This window comes from Psychromonas sp. KJ10-2 (assembly GCF_047323255.1).
Taxonomy (GTDB): domain Bacteria; phylum Pseudomonadota; class Gammaproteobacteria; order Enterobacterales; family Psychromonadaceae; genus Psychromonas.
Genome location: NZ_CP178827.1, coordinates 1,267,114 through 1,286,459 on the forward strand (window position 1 = coordinate 1,267,114; position 19,346 = coordinate 1,286,459).

The 19,346-nt window shown below is 38.0% G+C and carries 16 protein-coding genes and 3 pseudogenes; 14 read left to right on the top strand and 5 right to left on the bottom strand.

The genetic code is table 11. From position 1 onward, the window contains the following. Nucleotides 1–161 precede the first annotated feature (161 nt). The gene (locus tag ACLKL2_RS06125; RefSeq protein ID WP_413693743.1) at nt 162–1,796 is read left to right on the top strand and encodes a response regulator; all 1,635 of its coding nucleotides are present in this window, start codon (nt 162–164) and stop codon (nt 1,794–1,796) included. Between the two features lie 86 nt (nt 1,797–1,882). Here the strand turns inward: ACLKL2_RS06125 and hmpA are convergent, their stop codons facing one another. Further along, on the bottom strand, nt 1,883–3,067 hold the full coding sequence (gene hmpA / locus ACLKL2_RS06130; RefSeq protein ID WP_413693744.1) for an NO-inducible flavohemoprotein: 1,185 nt from the start codon (nt 3,065–3,067) through the stop codon (nt 1,883–1,885). A 153-nt stretch (nt 3,068–3,220) separates the two neighbouring features. Between hmpA and ACLKL2_RS06135 the strand changes: the two genes are divergently transcribed. Further along, complete coding sequence (locus ACLKL2_RS06135; RefSeq protein WP_113818618.1) at nt 3,221–3,670, top strand: RrF2 family transcriptional regulator; 450 nt, start codon at nt 3,221–3,223, stop codon at nt 3,668–3,670. Nucleotides 3,671–3,682: 12 nt separating this feature from the next. On the opposite strand, the gene ACLKL2_RS06140 is transcribed toward ACLKL2_RS06135, so the two are convergent. Next, nucleotides 3,683–4,591 carry a LysR family transcriptional regulator ArgP gene (locus ACLKL2_RS06140; RefSeq protein WP_113818617.1) on the bottom strand — a complete coding sequence of 303 codons (909 nt, stop codon included), beginning with the start codon at nt 4,589–4,591 and terminating at the stop codon, nt 3,683–3,685. Between the two features lie 123 nt (nt 4,592–4,714). Between ACLKL2_RS06140 and ACLKL2_RS06145 the strand changes: the two genes are divergently transcribed. The 3 genes from ACLKL2_RS06145 (at nt 4,715) to ACLKL2_RS06155 (ending at nt 7,498) form a co-directional block, all read left to right on the top strand. After that, nucleotides 4,715–5,329 carry a LysE/ArgO family amino acid transporter gene (locus ACLKL2_RS06145; RefSeq protein WP_113818616.1) on the top strand — a complete coding sequence of 205 codons (615 nt, stop codon included), beginning with the start codon at nt 4,715–4,717 and terminating at the stop codon, nt 5,327–5,329. A 21-nt stretch (nt 5,330–5,350) separates the two neighbouring features. Beyond that, the gene (locus tag ACLKL2_RS06150; protein WP_413693745.1) at nt 5,351–6,076 is read left to right on the top strand and encodes a heparan-alpha-glucosaminide N-acetyltransferase; all 726 of its coding nucleotides are present in this window, start codon (nt 5,351–5,353) and stop codon (nt 6,074–6,076) included. Between the two features lie 150 nt (nt 6,077–6,226). After that, the gene (locus ACLKL2_RS06155; protein WP_413693746.1) at nt 6,227–7,498 is read left to right on the top strand and encodes a leucine-rich repeat domain-containing protein; all 1,272 of its coding nucleotides are present in this window, start codon (nt 6,227–6,229) and stop codon (nt 7,496–7,498) included. Nucleotides 7,499–7,588: 90 nt separating this feature from the next. Here ACLKL2_RS06155 and ACLKL2_RS06160 read toward each other — a convergent pair whose 3' ends face one another. Further along, nucleotides 7,589–8,716 (bottom strand): M14 family metallopeptidase, encoded by a 1,128-nt coding sequence (locus tag ACLKL2_RS06160; protein ID WP_413693747.1) that lies wholly within the window; start codon nt 8,714–8,716, stop codon nt 7,589–7,591. 218 nt (nt 8,717–8,934) lie between these two features. Here ACLKL2_RS06160 and ACLKL2_RS06165 point away from each other — a divergent pair, with 218 nt between their 5' ends. Further along, a complete protein-coding gene (locus ACLKL2_RS06165) occupies nt 8,935–9,828 on the top strand; it encodes a polysaccharide lyase family 7 protein (protein WP_413693748.1) in 894 nt (297 codons plus the stop codon). A 66-nt stretch (nt 9,829–9,894) separates the two neighbouring features. Here ACLKL2_RS06165 and queE read toward each other — a convergent pair whose 3' ends face one another. Next, a complete protein-coding gene (gene queE, locus ACLKL2_RS06170; RefSeq protein WP_413693749.1) occupies nt 9,895–10,572 on the bottom strand; it encodes a 7-carboxy-7-deazaguanine synthase QueE in 678 nt (225 codons plus the stop codon). Nucleotides 10,573–10,658: 86 nt separating this feature from the next. On the opposite strand from queE, the gene queC reads away from it, so the two are divergent. From queC to ACLKL2_RS06190, 4 genes and pseudogenes are all read left to right on the top strand, one after another. Then, on the top strand, nt 10,659–11,321 hold the full coding sequence (gene queC / locus ACLKL2_RS06175) for a 7-cyano-7-deazaguanine synthase QueC (protein ID WP_113818610.1): 663 nt from the start codon (nt 10,659–10,661) through the stop codon (nt 11,319–11,321). Nucleotides 11,322–11,349: 28 nt separating this feature from the next. Then, nucleotides 11,350–12,003, top strand: a complete 654-nt coding sequence (locus tag ACLKL2_RS06180; RefSeq protein ID WP_413693750.1) for a cupin domain-containing protein — start codon at nt 11,350–11,352, stop codon at nt 12,001–12,003. Nucleotides 12,004–12,234: 231 nt separating this feature from the next. Further along, nucleotides 12,235–12,877, top strand: a pseudogene (locus ACLKL2_RS06185) (DUF3581 family protein); the annotation flags it as partial. A gap of 245 nt (nt 12,878–13,122) precedes the next feature. Continuing rightward, nucleotides 13,123–13,604, top strand: a pseudogene (locus ACLKL2_RS06190) (Hsp20 family protein). A 124-nt stretch (nt 13,605–13,728) separates the two neighbouring features. Here the strand turns inward: ACLKL2_RS06190 and ACLKL2_RS06195 are convergent. Then, entirely contained in the window at nt 13,729–14,346 is a 618-nt protein-coding gene (locus ACLKL2_RS06195) for a MarC family protein (protein WP_413693751.1), read from the bottom strand. 315 nt (nt 14,347–14,661) lie between these two features. On the opposite strand from ACLKL2_RS06195, the gene ACLKL2_RS06200 reads away from it, so the two are divergent. From ACLKL2_RS06200 to ACLKL2_RS06215, 4 genes and pseudogenes are all read left to right on the top strand, one after another. Continuing rightward, entirely contained in the window at nt 14,662–14,916 is a 255-nt protein-coding gene (locus ACLKL2_RS06200) for a hypothetical protein (RefSeq protein ID WP_413693752.1), read from the top strand. A gap of 214 nt (nt 14,917–15,130) precedes the next feature. Continuing rightward, complete coding sequence (locus tag ACLKL2_RS06205) at nt 15,131–16,333, top strand: hypothetical protein (RefSeq protein WP_413693753.1); 1,203 nt, start codon at nt 15,131–15,133, stop codon at nt 16,331–16,333. Between the two features lie 517 nt (nt 16,334–16,850). After that, nucleotides 16,851–17,342: pseudogene (locus tag ACLKL2_RS06210) on the top strand (ZapG family protein); the annotation flags it as partial. A gap of 699 nt (nt 17,343–18,041) precedes the next feature. Beyond that, a complete protein-coding gene (locus ACLKL2_RS06215; RefSeq protein WP_413693754.1) occupies nt 18,042–19,106 on the top strand; it encodes an MFS transporter in 1,065 nt (354 codons plus the stop codon). The last annotated feature ends 240 nt before the right edge of the window (nt 19,107–19,346 follow it).

A 19,346-nucleotide genomic window follows, 5' to 3' on the forward strand; every position in this document is an offset into this window, starting at 1 on the left:
TCACGCCACATTCTGCTTCCAATCCCTTTTAAATTATTCAAACATAATGTAAAAAGGGCTATATCTTGAAAAATACCGCCTACACTTCTTTACTTATTTTTATCCATCAATGTACTTGGTATTATCAGCAATAAAGATTTTAAAATAGATTGGTATTAACTATGTATCGTTATAATAATAAAAAAATCTTAATCGTAGATGATCAAAAACCTTTCCATGTCATGCTCAAAGCGATGTTAATCAACCAAGGTGCTACTAATATTACCTTTGTTGAAAGCACTGACCAGGCAGTGAAAGTAGCGAGTCTCATTAAGTTTGATATCTATCTGTTTGATTACAATTTAGGGGCAGGTAAAAATGGCGTACAACTTTTAGATTACTTAAAGCAAAATAAGTTAATCCCCGCTCACGCTCTGTGTTTTATTATCACCGGCGACAGCAATAAACGCATGGTATTAACGGCCATGGAAAAATCACCTGATGATTATCTAATGAAGCCCTTCTCTCCTGTTCAGCTAAGTACGCGTTTAATCGCTGCTACTAAGCGTAAATCAATGTTGCAGGATATCTATAAAGCGATCTCAGATAAAGATTACCCACTCGCTATCTCATTATGTAAAGATAAGATCCAAGCCTCTTCAGAAAACCGAAACCTATGTAAAAACTTACTGGCTGAAATCTACATTGAGACTGAAGAGTTTACTAACGCTGACCGTATTTTAAAGCCATTAGTTGAATTAAGACCCTTGGTTCGCCCCTGTATTAGCTTAGGCAGATCGCTGTTCTTGCAAAAAAAATATAAAGAGTCCATTGAAGTATTAACACGTTTGATAGAGAACTCACCTTTGCAGATGGAAGCCTATCGGTGGTTAGCACACTCTTACAAGCAAGATGGACAATTAGATAATGCCTTAACCATTTTAACGCAAGCAGCTAATGCAACACATCATAGTATCGAACGTCATCAAGAAGTGGCTTTATTAGCTAATGAGATGGAGGAGTATTTAGTGATGGTCAATAGTTACAGCTCTATCTTATTCTTGAGTCGTAACTCTTTTTACCCAGATCCTTGCCACCTCGCGAATTACTTGCGCAGTATTCTTAACTTAGCGAAACAAGAAGCTGACTTAAATGAGCGCCGACAGATCCTAAAACGTGTCTCTTCAACCTTGTATCAAAGCCGTTTTGAAGAAGGAAAGAATAAAGACTTTAACTTTAATGGTTTTGATGAAATCTACCAAGCCAACGTATTATTTGCTTTAAACGAGCCACTAAAAGCTAAACGCCGTATTTTTAACACCTTAAAAAACACAACCGGTGTCGTAGAAGATTTTGATACCACTTTTTTAATTGAAAGCGCTTTATCGTTATTGGATATTGGTGAATTTGAGGAAGCAACGCCTTTATTGGCCGAGTTAAACCAACGTCATATTATCGACCAAACCACTGAGATAAATATCAAAAAACACACTGGGCTAGCGTTACAAAAGCGCATGAATAATTTTAAAGCACATAATAAAGCGGGTATCGAACATTTCACCAATGGCGAATATGAACAAGCATTAGAACGTTTTGACCAAGCATTATTATTAGAGCCATTAAATTCAGGTGCAATCTTAAACCGCTCGCAGGTGTTTATTCATATGTTACAAAAGAACCCTAAAAACAAAGGGGATTTAATTGTTAACTTCCAAAATACCACTGCATTATTAAATAATACACACTTGCCTGAAGTACACGCTGAACGTTTACAAGCGCTCCGTTATGAGTTCAAAAAAATCAAGAGCGCTATCTAGTCTCTAAATAGCCGAATAGCTTAAAACACTGCTTAATATCCTTTGTATAAAAGGCATTAAGCAGCGTTAGGATAATACCAATGATATTAAGCTAGGCTTTTATTCGGTCCAAAGACCTCATAATGGATTTTATCATCACTGATCTGTAATGCTTTCAATTGCTCATATACCGCTTTCATCATGACTAATGGACCACAAATATAATACTCAGCACCAGTAGGTAATAGCCCCTGTATTTTCTGTAAATCAATCAAACCTTGATGTTCATTTTCCGTCACATTATCGGTTTGTTGATAGAAACAGTAAGCATTGACTTTGGCTTGCTCAACTAATAAATCTAACTCCCCTTTGAAGGCATGATGTTGTTGGTCTTGTGCGCCATGTATAAAGTGTACTTCACGTGCTGTCGTTTGTTTGCTTAAGGTTTCTAACATAGCTTGCATCGGTGTGATACCTACACCACCACTAATCAGAACAGCTGGGTTATCGGTTGCTTGTAACACAAACTCACCACATGGTGGTGTCACTTTTACTGTATCACCCACCTTAAATTGACTGTGTAGATAGTTAGAAACAAGCCCTTCCCCTTGGCCATTTAATTCTTTTTTAACTGAGATACGGTAACCTTTTCCATCAAAAGCGCCCGATAGGCTATATTGTCTTATCTGCTGATAGTCTTGACCCTGTGGTGTTAAATAAATACTGATGTATTGACCAGCTTTGTACTCTGCAACTGGTTTTTGATCATTAGGTTGTAGATAAAAAGAGGTGATCAAAGGCGTTTCTTGCTGCATTTTTACAATAGTGAAATCACGTGTATCAGACCAACCACCGGCCTTTTTAGCATTTTCTTCGTACAGTGCTTTTTCTCTTTCAATAAACACATTAGCCAGTACACCATAACCACTCGCCCAAGCCGCAATCACCTCTTCACCAGGGTTTAACACTTCTTCAATAGCTTCTAGCAAGGCACTGCCCACCAGCGGGTAATGCTCAGCTTTAATGCCTAAACTGGCATGTTTTTGCGCGATACGCTCTACATCACCAAGGATAACAGACAAGTTATCGACATATTTTGAGAAAGCATAAACCGCCATCGCTAATGCTTGCTTTTGATTACCTGATTTCTGATTGGTCATGTTAAAGATATTTTTTAATTCAGGATTTTTCTCCAAGAGTATTTGATAAAAACGTCCAGTGATCTGCTCGCCATATTCAGCCAAAGCAGGTGCGCTCGCTTTAATTATCGTAATTTCATTATCTGTTAACATGTGCCACCTCATTAAGTTGCATTTAAAATACTTGTTTAAAGTTAAGATGCATATTAAATACTTATTTTAAAAGATGCAATTAAAATGCATAATTAAAATCAAACCATCAAGTTCAATAAACAACAGAATCAAACGGCGTTAAAAGGTTATCTATTGCAGCTCACTAAACATACAGATTATGCGATTCGTGTATTAATTTACTTAAATACTCAGGTTGATAATGCACCATTAGCAAAGGCGACTGACATTGCAGAATTATTTGGGATCTCCTTTAATCACCTTACTAAGGTCATTCATCACTTAGGTAAAGCGGGATTTATTCAAACAGTGCGAGGAAAAAGTGGCGGGATAAAACTAGCTAAATCCGCAGACCTGATCAATTTAGGTAATGTGATTGAAGTGATGGAAACGACCCTGGCTCCGGTGAACTGCCAAGATCCACCTTGTCGATTAAATAGCGTTTGTTTGGTCAAGCCTATCTTTCATAAAGCAATGCAAGCTTTTCTCGATGAATTAAGAAAGCACAGCTTAGCAGATATCTGTATCGCCAAAACCAATGATGTGTGGAAAGTAAGTTTAGATCAGCCTATTAATTTGGCGTAATCTCCGATAGATCTACAGGCTCTGTTGCTGCAGTACTTGACGAGAATATTCCACCACTTGCTCGGTGAGTTGCTTCATCAACTCTCCGCCTAATTGCCAACAATGCCAGTATAGCGGTACTCGTACCCGCTGCTCGGGCAAGATATCCACCAGCGCCCCACTCTTCAGGTGATGTTCAACACTGAAGGTACTATTAAAACTGTAAGCACCACTAGCTAAGGTTAAATCAACAAAGGCTTCCGATGAGCGAATGGTATGACAAGGATAGTGCCCCATCTGCAATTGAAAGTTTTCACGCATAAAAGCAAAGTGCATGTCATCATGTTGATCAAAGGACATCGCAGGTGCATGCTGTAAACTTTCTCTGTTTACCCCATTTTTAAAAAAGCGTTGAATAAAATCAGGGCTCGCCACACAAACATACTCCATGTATCCAAGAAAATGACTGTCACTACCGCTAATAGCCTTAGCTTTACTGGTTAAACATGCTAAGGCTTCACCGCTACGCATACGTTCCCAAGTCGTTGATTCATCTTGTACAAATAGATTAAGTTGCACATTATTTTTCTGAATAATCGGACTTAACGCAGTGATCAACCAACTGGCTAAACTATCTGCATTAACCGATAAAGGTAAGGTTTGTGCTTGGTTAGTTTGTAGATCAAGTTGCTGATTTAACTCCATCTCTAGCTGTAAAACCCGCTGATAATGGCCTAATAAAATACGCCCTAGAGGTGAAGATTGAGGTGGTGTAGAACGAATTAACAGTGGCTCACCAAACTGTTTTTCTAATAATTTAATGCGTTGAGAAATAGCAGACTGCGTAATAAACAAACGTTGTGCCGCACGTTCAAAGCTTTGCTCCATCACGACGGCATCCAAAGCTTTCAATAACTTATAATCAATTTGGCTTAAATCCATCGCTTATAACTTCCTCTATTCACCATCATTAGAAAAACTAATTAAACATTAAATTTATTAGCTACACTAACATAAAGAAAAAAACTATAGTAGCCACAACAAACAATCAGCTACTGGAATATTATGCTTACGACCTACTTTACTGGCCTCACGTTAATGGCCACTTTAATTATGCCAATTGGTATGCAAAACGCCTTTGTATTAAACCAAGGAATTCGTCGTCAGTACCATCTATTTGTTGCAGGATTTTGCTCACTTGCTGATGCTATTTTTATGTCCGTTGGTGTGTGGGGTGGTGCTAAGGTTTTTAATGCAAACCCATGGTTACTCACAGGTATTGGCGTACTCGGTGCGGTGTTTATGTATTATTATGGATTCCTCTCTTTTAAAAGTGCCGCGCAAGGTGGCAATAACCTCAACGGAGAAAGTAAAAACCGCAACTTTAAAGCTATTTTGTTAGCGTGTTGTGCTTTTACTATCCTCAATCCACATGTGTATATCGATACTGTGGTTATCCTAGGTGGTTTTGCCGCTAACTTAACAGCTGATCAACGTCCGTGGTTTGTATTAGGCGGCGTAAGCGCCTCATTTATTTGGTTCTTTGGTTTGTCTTTATTAGGTCAAAAACTAGCACCAGTCCTATCTAAACCTAGAAGCCAGCAGATAATCGACTTTGTAATCGCTTGTATGATGTGGGTATTAGCTACTTATTTGTTATATTATGTATTAACGAATTAATAGACAAAGTTTGCCCGGAAGATGCTAATAAAACAACATGATGAGCCACAGATAAAACACAAAAAACGCATATTTGAAGTTGATCTATTACGTGGAAGTGCCATTGTGTTAATGGTTATCTTCCACTTTTGTTATAACCTCGCAGTGTTTGATTGGTGGGACATTAACACCAGTAAGCAGCTTGAATGGCAAGTCTTTAGAAGAGTCATTGTCAGCGGATTCTTACTGGCCGTTGGCATGAGCAGTTACCTCGCCTACTCCCAACAAATCAACTGGTTTAAACTGACTAAATCCACGGGAAAACTAATTGCAGTGGCTTGGTTGATCACAGTAGGTAGCATTTTCATGTATCCAAATGCTTGGATCTACTTTGGCATCATCCATTTTATTGCTGTGGCGTTACCCATTGCCGCAGTCTTTTCTCGTTTTCCAAACACTGCGCTACTTTTAGGCGTGAGTTGCCTAATAAGTTACCAAATGGGTTGGCTCAGTATGAAACCAATTTGGGTGTGGTCCGTCTATCATCTCAATATTCCTACTAAGACAATGGATTTAGCCAGTTTTATTCCTTGGATTGCATCGGTATTAATTGGTATCTATTTAATGCACAAATCATTATTTAATCTAAAAGCAAAAAATAATAAATTTACCAATACCTTAGCTCGATTAGGGCAGCATTCCTTAGCAATTTATATACTTCACCAACCTATTATGTACGGCATTATGTTTGCTATTACTATGGCATAAAAGTAAGGCATAAAATTCAAACTAACCTATTATTATCGCTACCCCTGATATTTTGAGTTGCTGTAACCCATCTTGATACGGGCACTTATCAGTCATTTATTGTATTATGTCGCCACTTTTTTAAAATGTACCATTATTAGGAAGTCTATTTTGCATACGCTTGCACAACTTAAAGCTGGAAAATTAATTGGAATCAAACGTTTACAATTAGTTGAATCACTTACAGAATTTCCAATGGAAATTTTAACCTTAGCCGAAAGCTTAGAAATACTAGACTTATCAAATAATCAGCTTACTAGTTTGCCAAAAGAGATAGCGCAACTACGTCATTTGAAGATTATTTTTGCTTCTAATAACTGTTTTACAGAACTCCCTGAAGCCTTGGGCGATTGTCCTAAATTAGAGATGGTTGGCTTTAAATCTAATCAGATCAAACAGGTTAGTGCAGCGGCATTACCTATGCCATTACGGTGGTTAATTTTAACTGATAACCAGATATCCTACTTACCGGAAGCGCTGGGTGATCGCCCTCGTTTACAGAAGCTTGCCTTAGCGGGTAATCAATTAAAGCGTCTGCCTAAGAGTACTGACCAATTATTAAATTTAGAATTACTGCGCATCTCAGCCAACCAATTACTAGCATTCCCTATTCAGGTATTAAACCTACCTAAGCTAGCTTGGTTTGCCTTTGCAGGTAACCCATTTTGTAGCACTAGCGCTGAGACGAAACCCTCAACGATTCCGGTGATTGATGCTTCACACTATGAGCTGCAAGAGGTATTAGGACGAGGTGCTTCTGGGGTTATCTATAAAGCCAAATGGGTTGATGCAGCAAACCAGGATAACCTATGGCCAAACGAAATTGCAGTGAAAGTCTTTAAAGGCGAAGTCACCAGTGATGGCTACCCTCAAGATGAATTAGATGCTTGCTTGAGAGTCGGTGAACACCATAATTTAGTTAAACCAATTGCGCGTGTTGTCGACGCAGAGCAATTAGCATTAGTGATGGAATTAATCCCACCACACTTTAAAAACCTAGGTTTACCGCCTAACTTTGATACTTGCACACGCGATACCTTTGAAGCAGGTTTTGAATTACCAATTAACACGATCAAGACAATAGTTGAGCAGATGCAAAGGGTCTTTGAACATTTACATAATAACCAAGTGTGCCATGGTGATTTATACGCTCATAACACCTTATTTGATGCGCAAGGTAATATCATCTTTGGAGACTTTGGGGCAGCCAGCACCTACCAAGGTTTGCTGCCTATGATCCAAGAGACCATTAAAGAGATGGAAGAACGTGCGTTTATCCACTTTATCGATGACCTGTTAAGTATTTGCCGCATTGAAGATAAAGAAAGCCATGAATACCAAGCGTTAAAAGTATTAACCTTTGAAAAAGTTGAATTGTGCTAAAGCGTGATAATACACAGATACAAAAAACTAAATAACAGTATGAGCCACTGACAATATCAATAAGTGGCTCTTTTGATGTTAATCTAACAATTAACGTAATTCATCCACGACTGCTAACATCGCCACTAATGATGCTTCGCCCAGCTTGATAGAGCGTTCTGGAGACCACCCCATCGTTGGGTCAGGTACATTATCATTATCTTTAAACGGCATCTCTAGAGTATTGGCTAAACAATCAAACTGTTCAGCCACCCAGTTTGTTGCCACCGTCATATTTGCTTCACCAGGCGCATCTATCTCATAACCAAATTCAGATTGGAAATCCGCAGTGGCTAACTTAAAGACATCAGAGAATCTATCACGCAGTTTCGCTAATCTATCGTTATAACTTGGTGTGCCCTGTGAGCCAGCAAGGAATACAAAGGGTAACGCCTCGTCGCCATGCACATCATAAAACAGATCAACACCAGTCTCTTTCATCTTATTAATCACATGGAAGACTTCTGGGCTTTTCTCTAGGCTTGGGTTTAACCACTCACGGTTTAAATTAATACCCGCAGCATTAGTACGTAAATGCCCACGTACACTACCATCTGGATTCATATTAGGCACAATGTAAAAATTAGCTTTATCTAATAATAGTTTAGCGGTTGCATTATCACTGTCTAATAAACTGTGTAACAGTCCATCTACTAACCATTCTGCCATGGTTTCACCTGGATGCTGGCGAGCAGTGACCCAAATATTACGCTTGTTAGGGTCATCATCGCCTACTTTTACTAACGTTAAGTCAAGCTTATCTAAAGTTTCGCCTAAATGCTCAAGGCTAACCAAAGGGTGCATCTGCACAGCCGCTAACAAGTCTTGATGACGTTCGTAGCTATAAGGTGCAAAATAAGCGATTTGAATACTTTCACAGTCCATATTAACTACAATGCTTAATTTACCATCTTTATAAAAAGTAGGTAAACGGAACCAATGTTGACGATCATAGGAAGCAACAGCTTGGTAATTTTCCCAACCTTCTAAATAAGACGCTTCACCCGCATTAACAATATTCATGACATATTGCTCGCCCACTTCGCCTTCTACACGGAAGTTAAACCATTGAAAAAACTCGTTACCCACATCTGGACGAATAGCCAATTGAACATCTTTTTTATCTTCTATATTAATGACTTCAATGTTTCCCGAGTCGAAATTAGCTGTAATGCGCATAACCTTTCCTTTGTAAATATCGTTAAAGAGTTTTGAGCATAACTGATTACGCCACAACAACAAGCCTTTAAGATTACGCGCTAGGTCATAAACAATTAAAAAAGCGAATTATTATGATAAAAAGTTGCGCTCACGCTCATCACTGAATGTTTGCATATGTTAATTTCAATAAATACTACAATATGACTAAATTATTAGAATGACTAAGGTAATTAACTATGAAACAACATCGCTTTATTATCCCTGCATTACTCGCATTCACTTCTGTCGCGCATGCAAACGTGACTTTTTCCAACCCTGATGGAGTATTAGGAGAGCCCGTTAACTACCCGCAATTTCAATCTATATTAAAAGCCTCAGAATTACAGATATCAGACCCTGAAGGTAAAAAAGGTAACAAAGAATACTTTGCATTAGATGGTGACTTTAGCGGTATTGTTAGCCCGTATTTCTATGTTGATAAAAAGTCAGAAGCCTTAGTGTTTAAAATGAAAGAAACACACCTGCGCAATGAAGTACGTGTACATAATAATTTTCGTACCGACTTACCAAACAAGCACTACACACTGAGTGCTGAGGTACAACTCATTGACCCAATCGGCTCCATGAAGGACTCTGATTCCAAGCAAAATGAAATCACCTTTCTCCAGGTACACAACAAAGGGTTAGATAACCAAGGTACACATAATGTCCCTCATCCACTGTTACGCGTGGTCTGGAAAGAAAATAATGACGGTGTAAAAGGCCATTTCTGGGGTATTGTGAAAAACAACGCAGTGATTTGTAAAGGAACCTTTGGTAAGAAGAATAAAGATAAAGAGATGTGCAAAGCAGACGTCGCTTATAAAAAATATGATTTAGGTAAAGCAGCAACCGATAAAGCGACGGCCTTTGATATCACAGTAGGCAATAAACAATTAGTGATTGATGTCGATGGCAAACGTCTTGTTGAACATGATATTGATTACTGGCGTCATCTGTTAAGCTACTTTAAAGCCGGTGTTTATAATCAATTCACCCATGGTATGAGTGAAGCGCACTTTACAAATTACAATATAAAGCGACTGAAACTGAGTAAATCAATAACGAGTGTTAACCTCTGTGAGCCTTAATAAACAAGGTTAACACTTCACTGCCTCGGCAAACTTACTCAACAAAATACAACCAATACTAATAGATTAATCTATCTGTAAATATTTATGCATTTGCACTGATAAACGCCAATTACGCTCAATGCACACTTGCATACATAATGCCGTTGCCTTGGCTTTTTGTGAAATGGGTTGTAGGCTAATAGTTTTATCAGATACTGACTTTAGTTTTGCTAATAGTGCATCTAACTGCTCAATATCCTTTTCAGTGCCAACCTGGTGTTTAATCTCATTAGCGCGTTGTAGAGCCTCTTTTAATACCTCTTTTTTACCACGCATATTTACTTTTGGTGATAAGGTCACCCAAGTTTGTTGATCCACCAATACAGGGTAAGTTCCACTGGTTTCAATTTGAATGGAAAAGCCAAATTCATGTAATACTTGTGTTAGCTCTCGTAGGTCGTACATACAAGGCTCACCACCGGTGATCACAATTAAGTTAGCGGTGTAACCTAAACGTTTTATCTCATCAACAATCTCTTTAGCCGAACAATCAGCCCAACGGTCAGACTCATTACTTTTATCCGTAACAATCACTAAATCAGACTTTTTATCCGGATCAATTTCCCAAGTATGCTTAGTATCACACCATGCACAACCAACATCACAACCTTGCAAACGAACAAAAATAGCAGGCACTCCGGTGTAAAAACCTTCGCCCTGGATGGTTTGAAATAGTTCATTTACTTTATAGTTTTGACTCATTGACGTAACATGCCTTCTTTGAAATATACTTGCTCACTTTTTATTTGGGCTGTTTATAAGTGAATACAATAGGAAACACAAGCGTTATGAGCAAAAAGGTCGTGGTTATTTATTCTGGTGGTATGGACTCTTATACTGTTTTACACAAAGCGATTGAAGAAGGATTAACCCCTTTTGCATTGACTTTTGATTATGGTCAACGCCATGTAAAAGAGATCCAAGTCGCTAGTGAGGTATGTCAATCACTGGACATCAACCATAAAATTATCGACATTACTGCAATTAACCAGCTGATTGGCGGGTCTTCTTTAACAGACAGCTCCATTGAAGTCGCAACCGGTGATTATGACAATAACAACATGGTTAATACCGTGGTGCCTAATCGCAATATGATCCTACTTTCGTTAGCTATCGGCTATGCGGTCTCGATTGGCGCTGAGCAAGTCTATTACGGAGCTCACTCAGGTGACCATGAGATTTACCCTGATTGCCGCCCTATCTTCGTTGATAAAATGAATGAAGTAGCAGCAGTGGCTAATTATGAAAAAACACAAATTCACTCTCCATATTTAAAGAGCGATAAAGTAGGCATCTTAAAAGATGGCTTAAGAATGGGTTTAGATTACAGCAAAACTTGGACTTGTTATAACGGTCGAGAAAAAGCCTGTGGTCAATGTGGTAGCTGTAAAGAACGTTTAGAAGCCTTTGCTAGCAATGGTTTAACCGACCCAATTAGCTACGAAGCTTAAAATAAAACAATCATCACCTAGGATTAACATGGCTAATATTAATATCGACTTCACCGAAAAAGTAGTCATCGATACACAACAGCAACCTTGGATAAACAGTCCAATGCCAGGAGTATTGCGTAAACCATTAGCCAGGTCTGAAGATGAAGTGCATATCACTAGCATTGTAGAATATGCACCTAAGTCATATTTCAGTGAACACCCTCACCCACAGGGTGAAGAGATATTTGTGCTAGAAGGTGTTTTCTCTGACCAAGATGGTGATTACCCCGCAGGTACTTACCTGCGTAATCCTCCAAATAGTCGACATAAACCTTTTAGTGAACCAGGCTGTTTAATCTTTGTAAAGCTTAATCAATTCGATGATGCAGACCTGGAATCTGTTCGTATCAATACACAACAAGCACCTTGGTTACAAGGAATTGGTAACTTACAAGTGATGCCACTACACGACTTTGAAGGCCAACATACCGCATTAGTAAAATGGCCAGCTGGCGAACACTTCAAACCTCATAAACATTTTGGAGGTGAAGAGATATTAGTGATTTCAGGAACTTTCCAAGATGAGTTTGGTCTTTACCCTAAGCATACTTGGATTCGTAGCCCACACATGAGTGAACATAACCCGTTTGTTGAGGAAGAAACAATTATTCTAGTAAAAACAGGTCATTTGCCAATATAACTGCATTATTTTAGATTAAGCGCTGCTAACAAACATAAGCAGGATCAACGCCAATATTTAACTAATTCAAGTTCTGCTATTCCAAATCTGCCATTTTTTTATAAAATGTGAAGTTACGCCGTTATTTGGCATGCTTTATCCTATTCATATGTTTTAAATCAGAGAGCTGAAATGTTACTAGATCCTTATTATATCCAGCAAGACAGCAACATCACCATCAGTGCAGAGCAAGCAAGTATCTTTGCCAAAAAGAATGCCAAGACTTCAACCCTATTCATGACCCTGACTCAAAAAGATTCTGTGTACCTGGCGATCTATTGTTTTCATTAGCATTAAAAGAATACGGTGTAAGCAAATCAATGAGCTTCACTTTCACCAATATGGTGGGAGACAATATTCCATTAACTTTCCCTGAAGCAACAAGCGACGACATTGTTGTTACCAATGCACAAGGCAAAAGCGTACTAGAAATCAACAAGTCAGGTGAAACAACACAAGATTTAGTATTAATTGAGTCTCTGATTAAAAACTATGTGGTTTTTCTGGTCAAAACTTCCCAACACTATTAATGCCGTTAATGAAAAAACATCAAGTGATGTTTAATCCTGCTCGTCCATTAGTAATGTACAACAGCATGAGTTTTGAGTTTGATAGCCTAACGTTAACAAACCCTCTGCGTGTAGAATTAGCTGAAAGTAAGCTAGAAGTTGAATCAAAACGTGCTAACGAATTCTTACATTTTGATATTTATGACGGTGATAAAATCATCGGCCGTGGTATTAAAACAGTAGTAGTTGGTGGTTTAAAACCTTATGACCATGATGCTATTACAGCCTTTGCAGATAATTACCTAGCAAACCGCAACGCATTTTAAGACTTTGCTGTGAACGCTGGGTTCAAATTATAATGATTCGGGAAAACTCAGTTTTCCTTTTTTATACCTAAACACAACATGATTACCCACACCTCCCCAACGATTGCTGTCTTTCAATAAAAAAATTTTAAATCTCCTATTGAAAACAAATTTTAGTGCCCCTAAATAATAATGGTGGACGCGATGGACTATTAATATTTTCATCGTCTATTGGTTTATTTTATTTACTCTTAGGAGAACTTATTATGAATACGATTGATTTAACTCCCTTTACCGTAACAGCGTTGGTTTTGATCGTTTAGCATCACTAATTGATAACGCATTAACCACAGACACAAAAACGAGTGGTTACCCACCTTACAACATCGAAGTGCTCGGTGAAAATAACTACACCATCTCATTAGCTGTCGCAGGCTTTTCACAAGAAGAGCTGGATATCCAAGTTGAGAAAGGAGTATTAACGGTTTCAGGTAGCAAACAAAACACGCAAGAGGAGCGTAAATACCTGCATCAGGGAATACCTGACCAAGCCTTTGAACGTAAATTTAATTTAGCAGATTATGTTGAGGTAACAGGCGCAGACTTAGCCAATGGTTTATTAAATATTAACCTCGTTAAAGAGATCCCAGAAACCATGAAACCGAAGAAGATTTCAATTAATCAAAGCGATAAATCTTTAACGCACCGAGAAGAAAAGTTAATTAACAATAAAGAGAAAACAGCATAAGTTAGCAACTCTTTGTTAATGATTAAGCCATCATAAACTAAAAAAGAGGCTGTTAAACAGCCTCTTTTTAATAGAGCAATTAGTTTAATTCAGCCTAAATTGATCAATAGCTCAACAATATTCGTTAAGTAATGGTATTGATAACTTCAGTCACACCTTCAATGATCATTTGCATACCTATCACAGCCAGAATCAGCCCCATTAATCGAGTCACAATACCTAAGCCGCCCTTTCCTATCACAGCTAAAATTCTAGAACTGAAAATAAAGCACACAAAGGTAATAATACACAAAACAGCAAACACAGAGATAGTGACTAATATGCCAGAGATTTCACCCGAAGAAGAATAATTCATCGCAGTGGCAATCGTTCCAGGTCCAGCAAGCAAGGGAACAGCCAAAGGTGAGACTGCGATATCAGCTTCTTCATGTTCTTTTGCAGAATGTAATTTAGAACCACTGCCATTAAGCATATGATACCCAACCAGAAAGACTAAAATACCTCCGGTTATTCTCAACGCAGAAATAGTAATACCAAATAAATGAAAAATTGCTTTACCAAGTAGCGAGAAAGCTACGATAACGATGAATGTAATTATCAATGCTTTCGCTGCAATTTTAATTTGTTCCGCTTTACTTTTATCTCCAGCAAGGCCAGCAAACGCAGCGGTATTTGCAATGGGGTTCATGATCGCAAAAAAACCAAGAAATACGGTAATAGCTTGCGTATATATCTCATTCATTTAATGATTCCTCTTAAAAAACTTCCTCAATCAACTCACTTAAAAGTTTAGAGAATTGAATAGTTATCCCTATACACAATACTTATTTTAAGCATAATAACCAAACGGTTTACCCCATTACTAACCTCAACACCCCTTAATCTTATGTTATTTAATGCCCCATCGTACAAGGTAAAATTTAAAATATAAGTGGTCAAAGAATTATGGATGTCACATACTTCCCTTATTTGGCGATCTGGTCTTATGACTTCAGTAATAATGCTCTATAAGAACAGCCAACATAACAGTAACAATGATATTTAAGGATACAAAATAATGGGATACAGCGACTTCGCAAATATTTTTTCAGAAAAAACCACGTATAAACCAGTGGAGAAATTCGCCCAAGAACATGGCATCAATTTAGCTGAGCTCAAGGTAACAACCACAGCTGTATTAAAAGAAAGTGGTAAGTTACCGGCGATTAAACATATCAACGCATTTTTCGGTTTAAGTCGCCCTTTACCATTATTTTCAACAAAGAATTACGTTGAACAAATCGAAGCTGAATTAGCGATGAGTGATGACTAAAAAAATGAGCTAATGGATTTCAAATACATCCATTACATTTACTTGGAATACACAAAGTTACTTAACAATGAGCATTACCCACATTTAAAAACAATATTATGTAAATTTTACTATACTATATAGTTAGTCAGTAAAGATCATGTATTGGCTACCATTTATTTAATATGAGTAGAATTTAACAATGACCAAAATAAACTTAAGATTACTAGTGTTAATGGCTATGACCATTTTAGTAGGTTGTGGAAGTAGTAGTGAAGCTGAGTCCACAAGTATTATTGATTCATATGAGGAAAGTGAAACGGAAAGCGCTGCCCTTGAACACAACGCGAGTTGGATGGCTGGTAATTGGGGAATAACACAACGTGTTGACGGTGGTTATAAACTTGATAAATCCGCAGGTTCTTCTAATTGGCAAGCCGGAGCAGAAGAAATTGTTGCTAATATCCCTGCCGCAAGTTATGTCATAACGTCATTTACTCACCCAGCTCACGGACACTTATTTACATTACGAACTAATAATAATGTAGATGTATCAGCGATTCACCCAGATATGGTCCCCTCAATAGAAAACGAGCAAATCATTCTTGATGTTATTAATATATATCGCGCAGCGGGTAAAAAAGTAATTCTTTATTTAAATTCAGCAGGTCCTTCGATGGCTGAAGAGCGTGGCGATACTGATATCCAAACTGCATGGGACAGTTACTATACTAATGAGTGGGACGGAGATGAAGCGGCTGCTTGGCGTAATTTAGCAAAAGGATATGTAGAACGTTTCGACGGTTTAGTGGACGGATACTGGTTAGATAATTCAAGAAATTTACCTGGAGAGGTATCTGATTTTGTCGCAATGCTCCGCAGTGTTGATCCGGATTTAGCCATCGCTATTAATTATAACCAACACTATTTTACCGATGACCTCGGGGATTATTTGTACGTTGATTCTGACGGTGTAGATGATCAAGACGATACAGCCTATAAAATAGTGAAACATGTCATCACAAATGAATACATGGATTTTACTAACGGACATATCACACCACTAGGTAGAGGTGCGCCACCCAATTCTTGGGCTTATGAAGAATATACTATTCCTGACATGATTGAAACGCCTTGGGATACCTATGATCAAAGTAAATATGCATTAAAGCACGGATGGTTTCCTATTAGAAATTCATGGAGCAGTTCCAGAGCAGAACTTATGTTTGATGTTGAACAAGCTTACCGATTTGTTAGAACGATTACTGATGGCGGCGCCGCAATGACATGGTCTACAACGCAAGACGATGGTTATATGACAGCCGATGAAATGGACATAATGATTGAAATAAACGATAGAATGACACAAAGCCCTAAACCAGATTACTCAGTTTATGAGAGACCAGAAGGTGCATACCTTGTTAGTGAAATAGAATAATCAGCTGGGCATTGTGATTAGTCATTATCACTGGTAATTATTGACCACCAATATTTACCAGTTTGATCATTGTAAATTAAACAATACACGACACTACGAGACATTTAAGCATGTCTCTCTTTTCATTAGTGATAGTCAATAAATAATCAGAGATGACTTGTTAACCACAAAATAAACTCTCCCCTCATCAAAAACTTTACTAATGCTCTAAAAGCAACACTACTCAAAGGTATAATCAAAAAATATCACACCTAAGTTATTAGCTACCGCACACTTTCTGTTTTGATCTTCTGATATGAAAGTTATTTATAGTATAGTTAACAAATTATCAAAGCATTACAAAATCACTTTATTAATAAATAGCATTGATGCTTACCTCTACAACAAGTTCAATATAGGGAAATAGATATGAACGAATATAATGAATTAATACCTTTATTCTTAGCATTTATTGCTGGAGGTGTTATTGGTTTTCTTATTTATCATTTAACCCTGGGCAGAAGCAAAAGCCTCTAAACAACAAGCAGAACTAGATAAGAACAAAGTAGAATTAGAAAAATACAAAGCACAAGTCAATGAGCACTTTAATAGCAGTGCAGAATTAATGGGGCAAGTCGCCACTAGTTATCAAGCGCTTTACAGCCATATGGCAGACCAATCACAGTCATTATTAGGTGAAACTGCGGCCACTCAATTTCCTTTATTAAAAGAAGCAGAAAACACTAATCAAGAAATTGAAATCACTGAAGGTGAAGTTAATTCAGAAGAAGTAGAAGTTACCGAGACAGAACTTAAACCTGAAGATGTTGAAGTTACTGAGACTGAAGTTAAATCTGATGAAGTTACTGAGACTGAAATTAAATCTGATGACGTTGAAATTACTGAGACTGAAGTTAAACATGATGACGTTGAAATCACTGAAACTGAAGTGAAATCAGAAGACATTGAAATTACCGAGACTAAAGTGAAATCAGAAAACTCTGATGTTAAAAAAGAAGAAACAAAGTAAAGCTAATTAAAAACCTGTCAAAGTGCAGTCGTAATACTCATTACGACTGCACAGCCTCTATAAACACCCCGCATCATTATTTTTAAACAACGCTTTTAATTATTTTTCAGAGGCCTAGGTGTCTCGCCTTTGTGATCAAAAAAACTTATCTATGTATTTATCCTAGCCACACAAATAAAGACGTAACAACGATATACCCAATCCACTTCAAGATACTTGACTCAGAGTCATCCAGAGCTCTCAGTTCAAGGCATGCAGACGAAGGAATGGCATTCCCTTTCAAGCCTGCATAACGATGAAATGTGAGTTCTGGATAGCTCCCAGAGGGCGAGTTTTATTGTGCTTCATACTGCGTTGCAAACTTTCGCCGTAGAATGACTATGCCTTCAAGTCCGCGCCTTGCCTGAAGCACAATAAATTCTCGCTGAACTAAGCATCTTGAGGTGAATTGGGTATAACTAAAAAAGAAGCATAACGATAACTCACCAAAGTTTTGCGTGTCCGCTCCCTGTATTTATCCATACAAAAACCGTATAGATTCCATCATATTAAATCATTTTTAATATAAAACCCAACCACTTACAATATCGTCAAATTCATTCAAACACTTATTATCAGGAGAAATTATGAAACACCTTTCCACTTTAGGGAGTCTCACCTTGCTGTGTATTTCCAGCTTAACCATTATGGTGGGGTCCATTGTTGCACCAGCTGTTACCCAGCATTGCTCAACACCTTGGTATGGAAGACTTCGCTAGTTTATTAATCACATTGCCATCATTAGGTGTGGTTATTTTCGCTCCTTTTGCAGGACGTCTTATCGATAAATATGGCGCTTATCATTGCACTGCAATCGCTTTATTATTGTATGGCGCATTGGGCCTTTCAGGGCAATGGCTCTATGGTCCAGAAATGGTTTTCATCAATCGCATCTTATTAGGCGCGGCAACTGCGTTAACTATGGCCGGTAGCACCACCCTAATCTCACAGTTTTACTTTGGTCACAAACGCCTCGCTATGATGGCAAAACAAGGTATGGCGATTGAACTTGGTGGCGTAATATTTTTATTCGTAGGTGGATTGTTGGCTCTTAATAGTTGGAATCAGCCTTTCTTACTGTACGCCATGGCGTGGGTTTTCTTAGGTATGATGCTACTAATCGTTCCAAATAAATATCCAGCTGAACCAGTAACAACAAATCATGAGTCCGTAAACACACCTCAGGTTTCTCTAAAGCCTATTTTCGTTACCTCTTGCATCGCCATGACCTTTTTCTTTGCTGGCTTTGTTGTACTTCCGATTACCATGGAACACTCTGGATACACAGAAGATAAGATAGGTTTATTCCTCGCCTTTGTCTCATTAATGGCGGTCATAACAGCGCACTTTATGCCTAAAATATACGTTCGTTGCAAAGAAAAAGGCACACTATCTCTCGCCTTCATGTTTTACGCGTTCTCCCATTGCGCTTATTACTTTGGCGAAAACCCTTACATCTTGATTCTTGGCGGTGTGTTTTCTGGCATTGGTTTTGGTTTATCTATTCCTCTTTTAAACCACATCACAGTGGAAAGAAGTGCGTCAAAGCAAAGAGGCAAAAACCTCTCTTACTTTGCAATGGCAGTATTTTTAGGGCAATTTCTAACCTCTTTTTTAGAAATCATCCCAGGCGATATTCAGTCTATTTTTGCTGTTGTCTCCGTCCTTGCAGCACTTTACCTGATTTACGTACAGGTATTATTTAAAGCGCAGCCAACTCGTTAGGTAAATAAAATTCACCATTTGCTTATTTTTTACTAAGCTAGGAGAAAAACCAATTGTCCATCAAGCGTTAGCGTATTAATCTGACTCGATCATGCATCGATTTCCTTAAGGAATTTATCATGATGAACAGATTATCCAAGCTACATTGATGGCGATTGGGCACAGCGTGAAATACAATGGTAATAAGGCATATCGGATAACGATACTTGTGATTGGCGGGATTGAGTCATAAAAAACTAC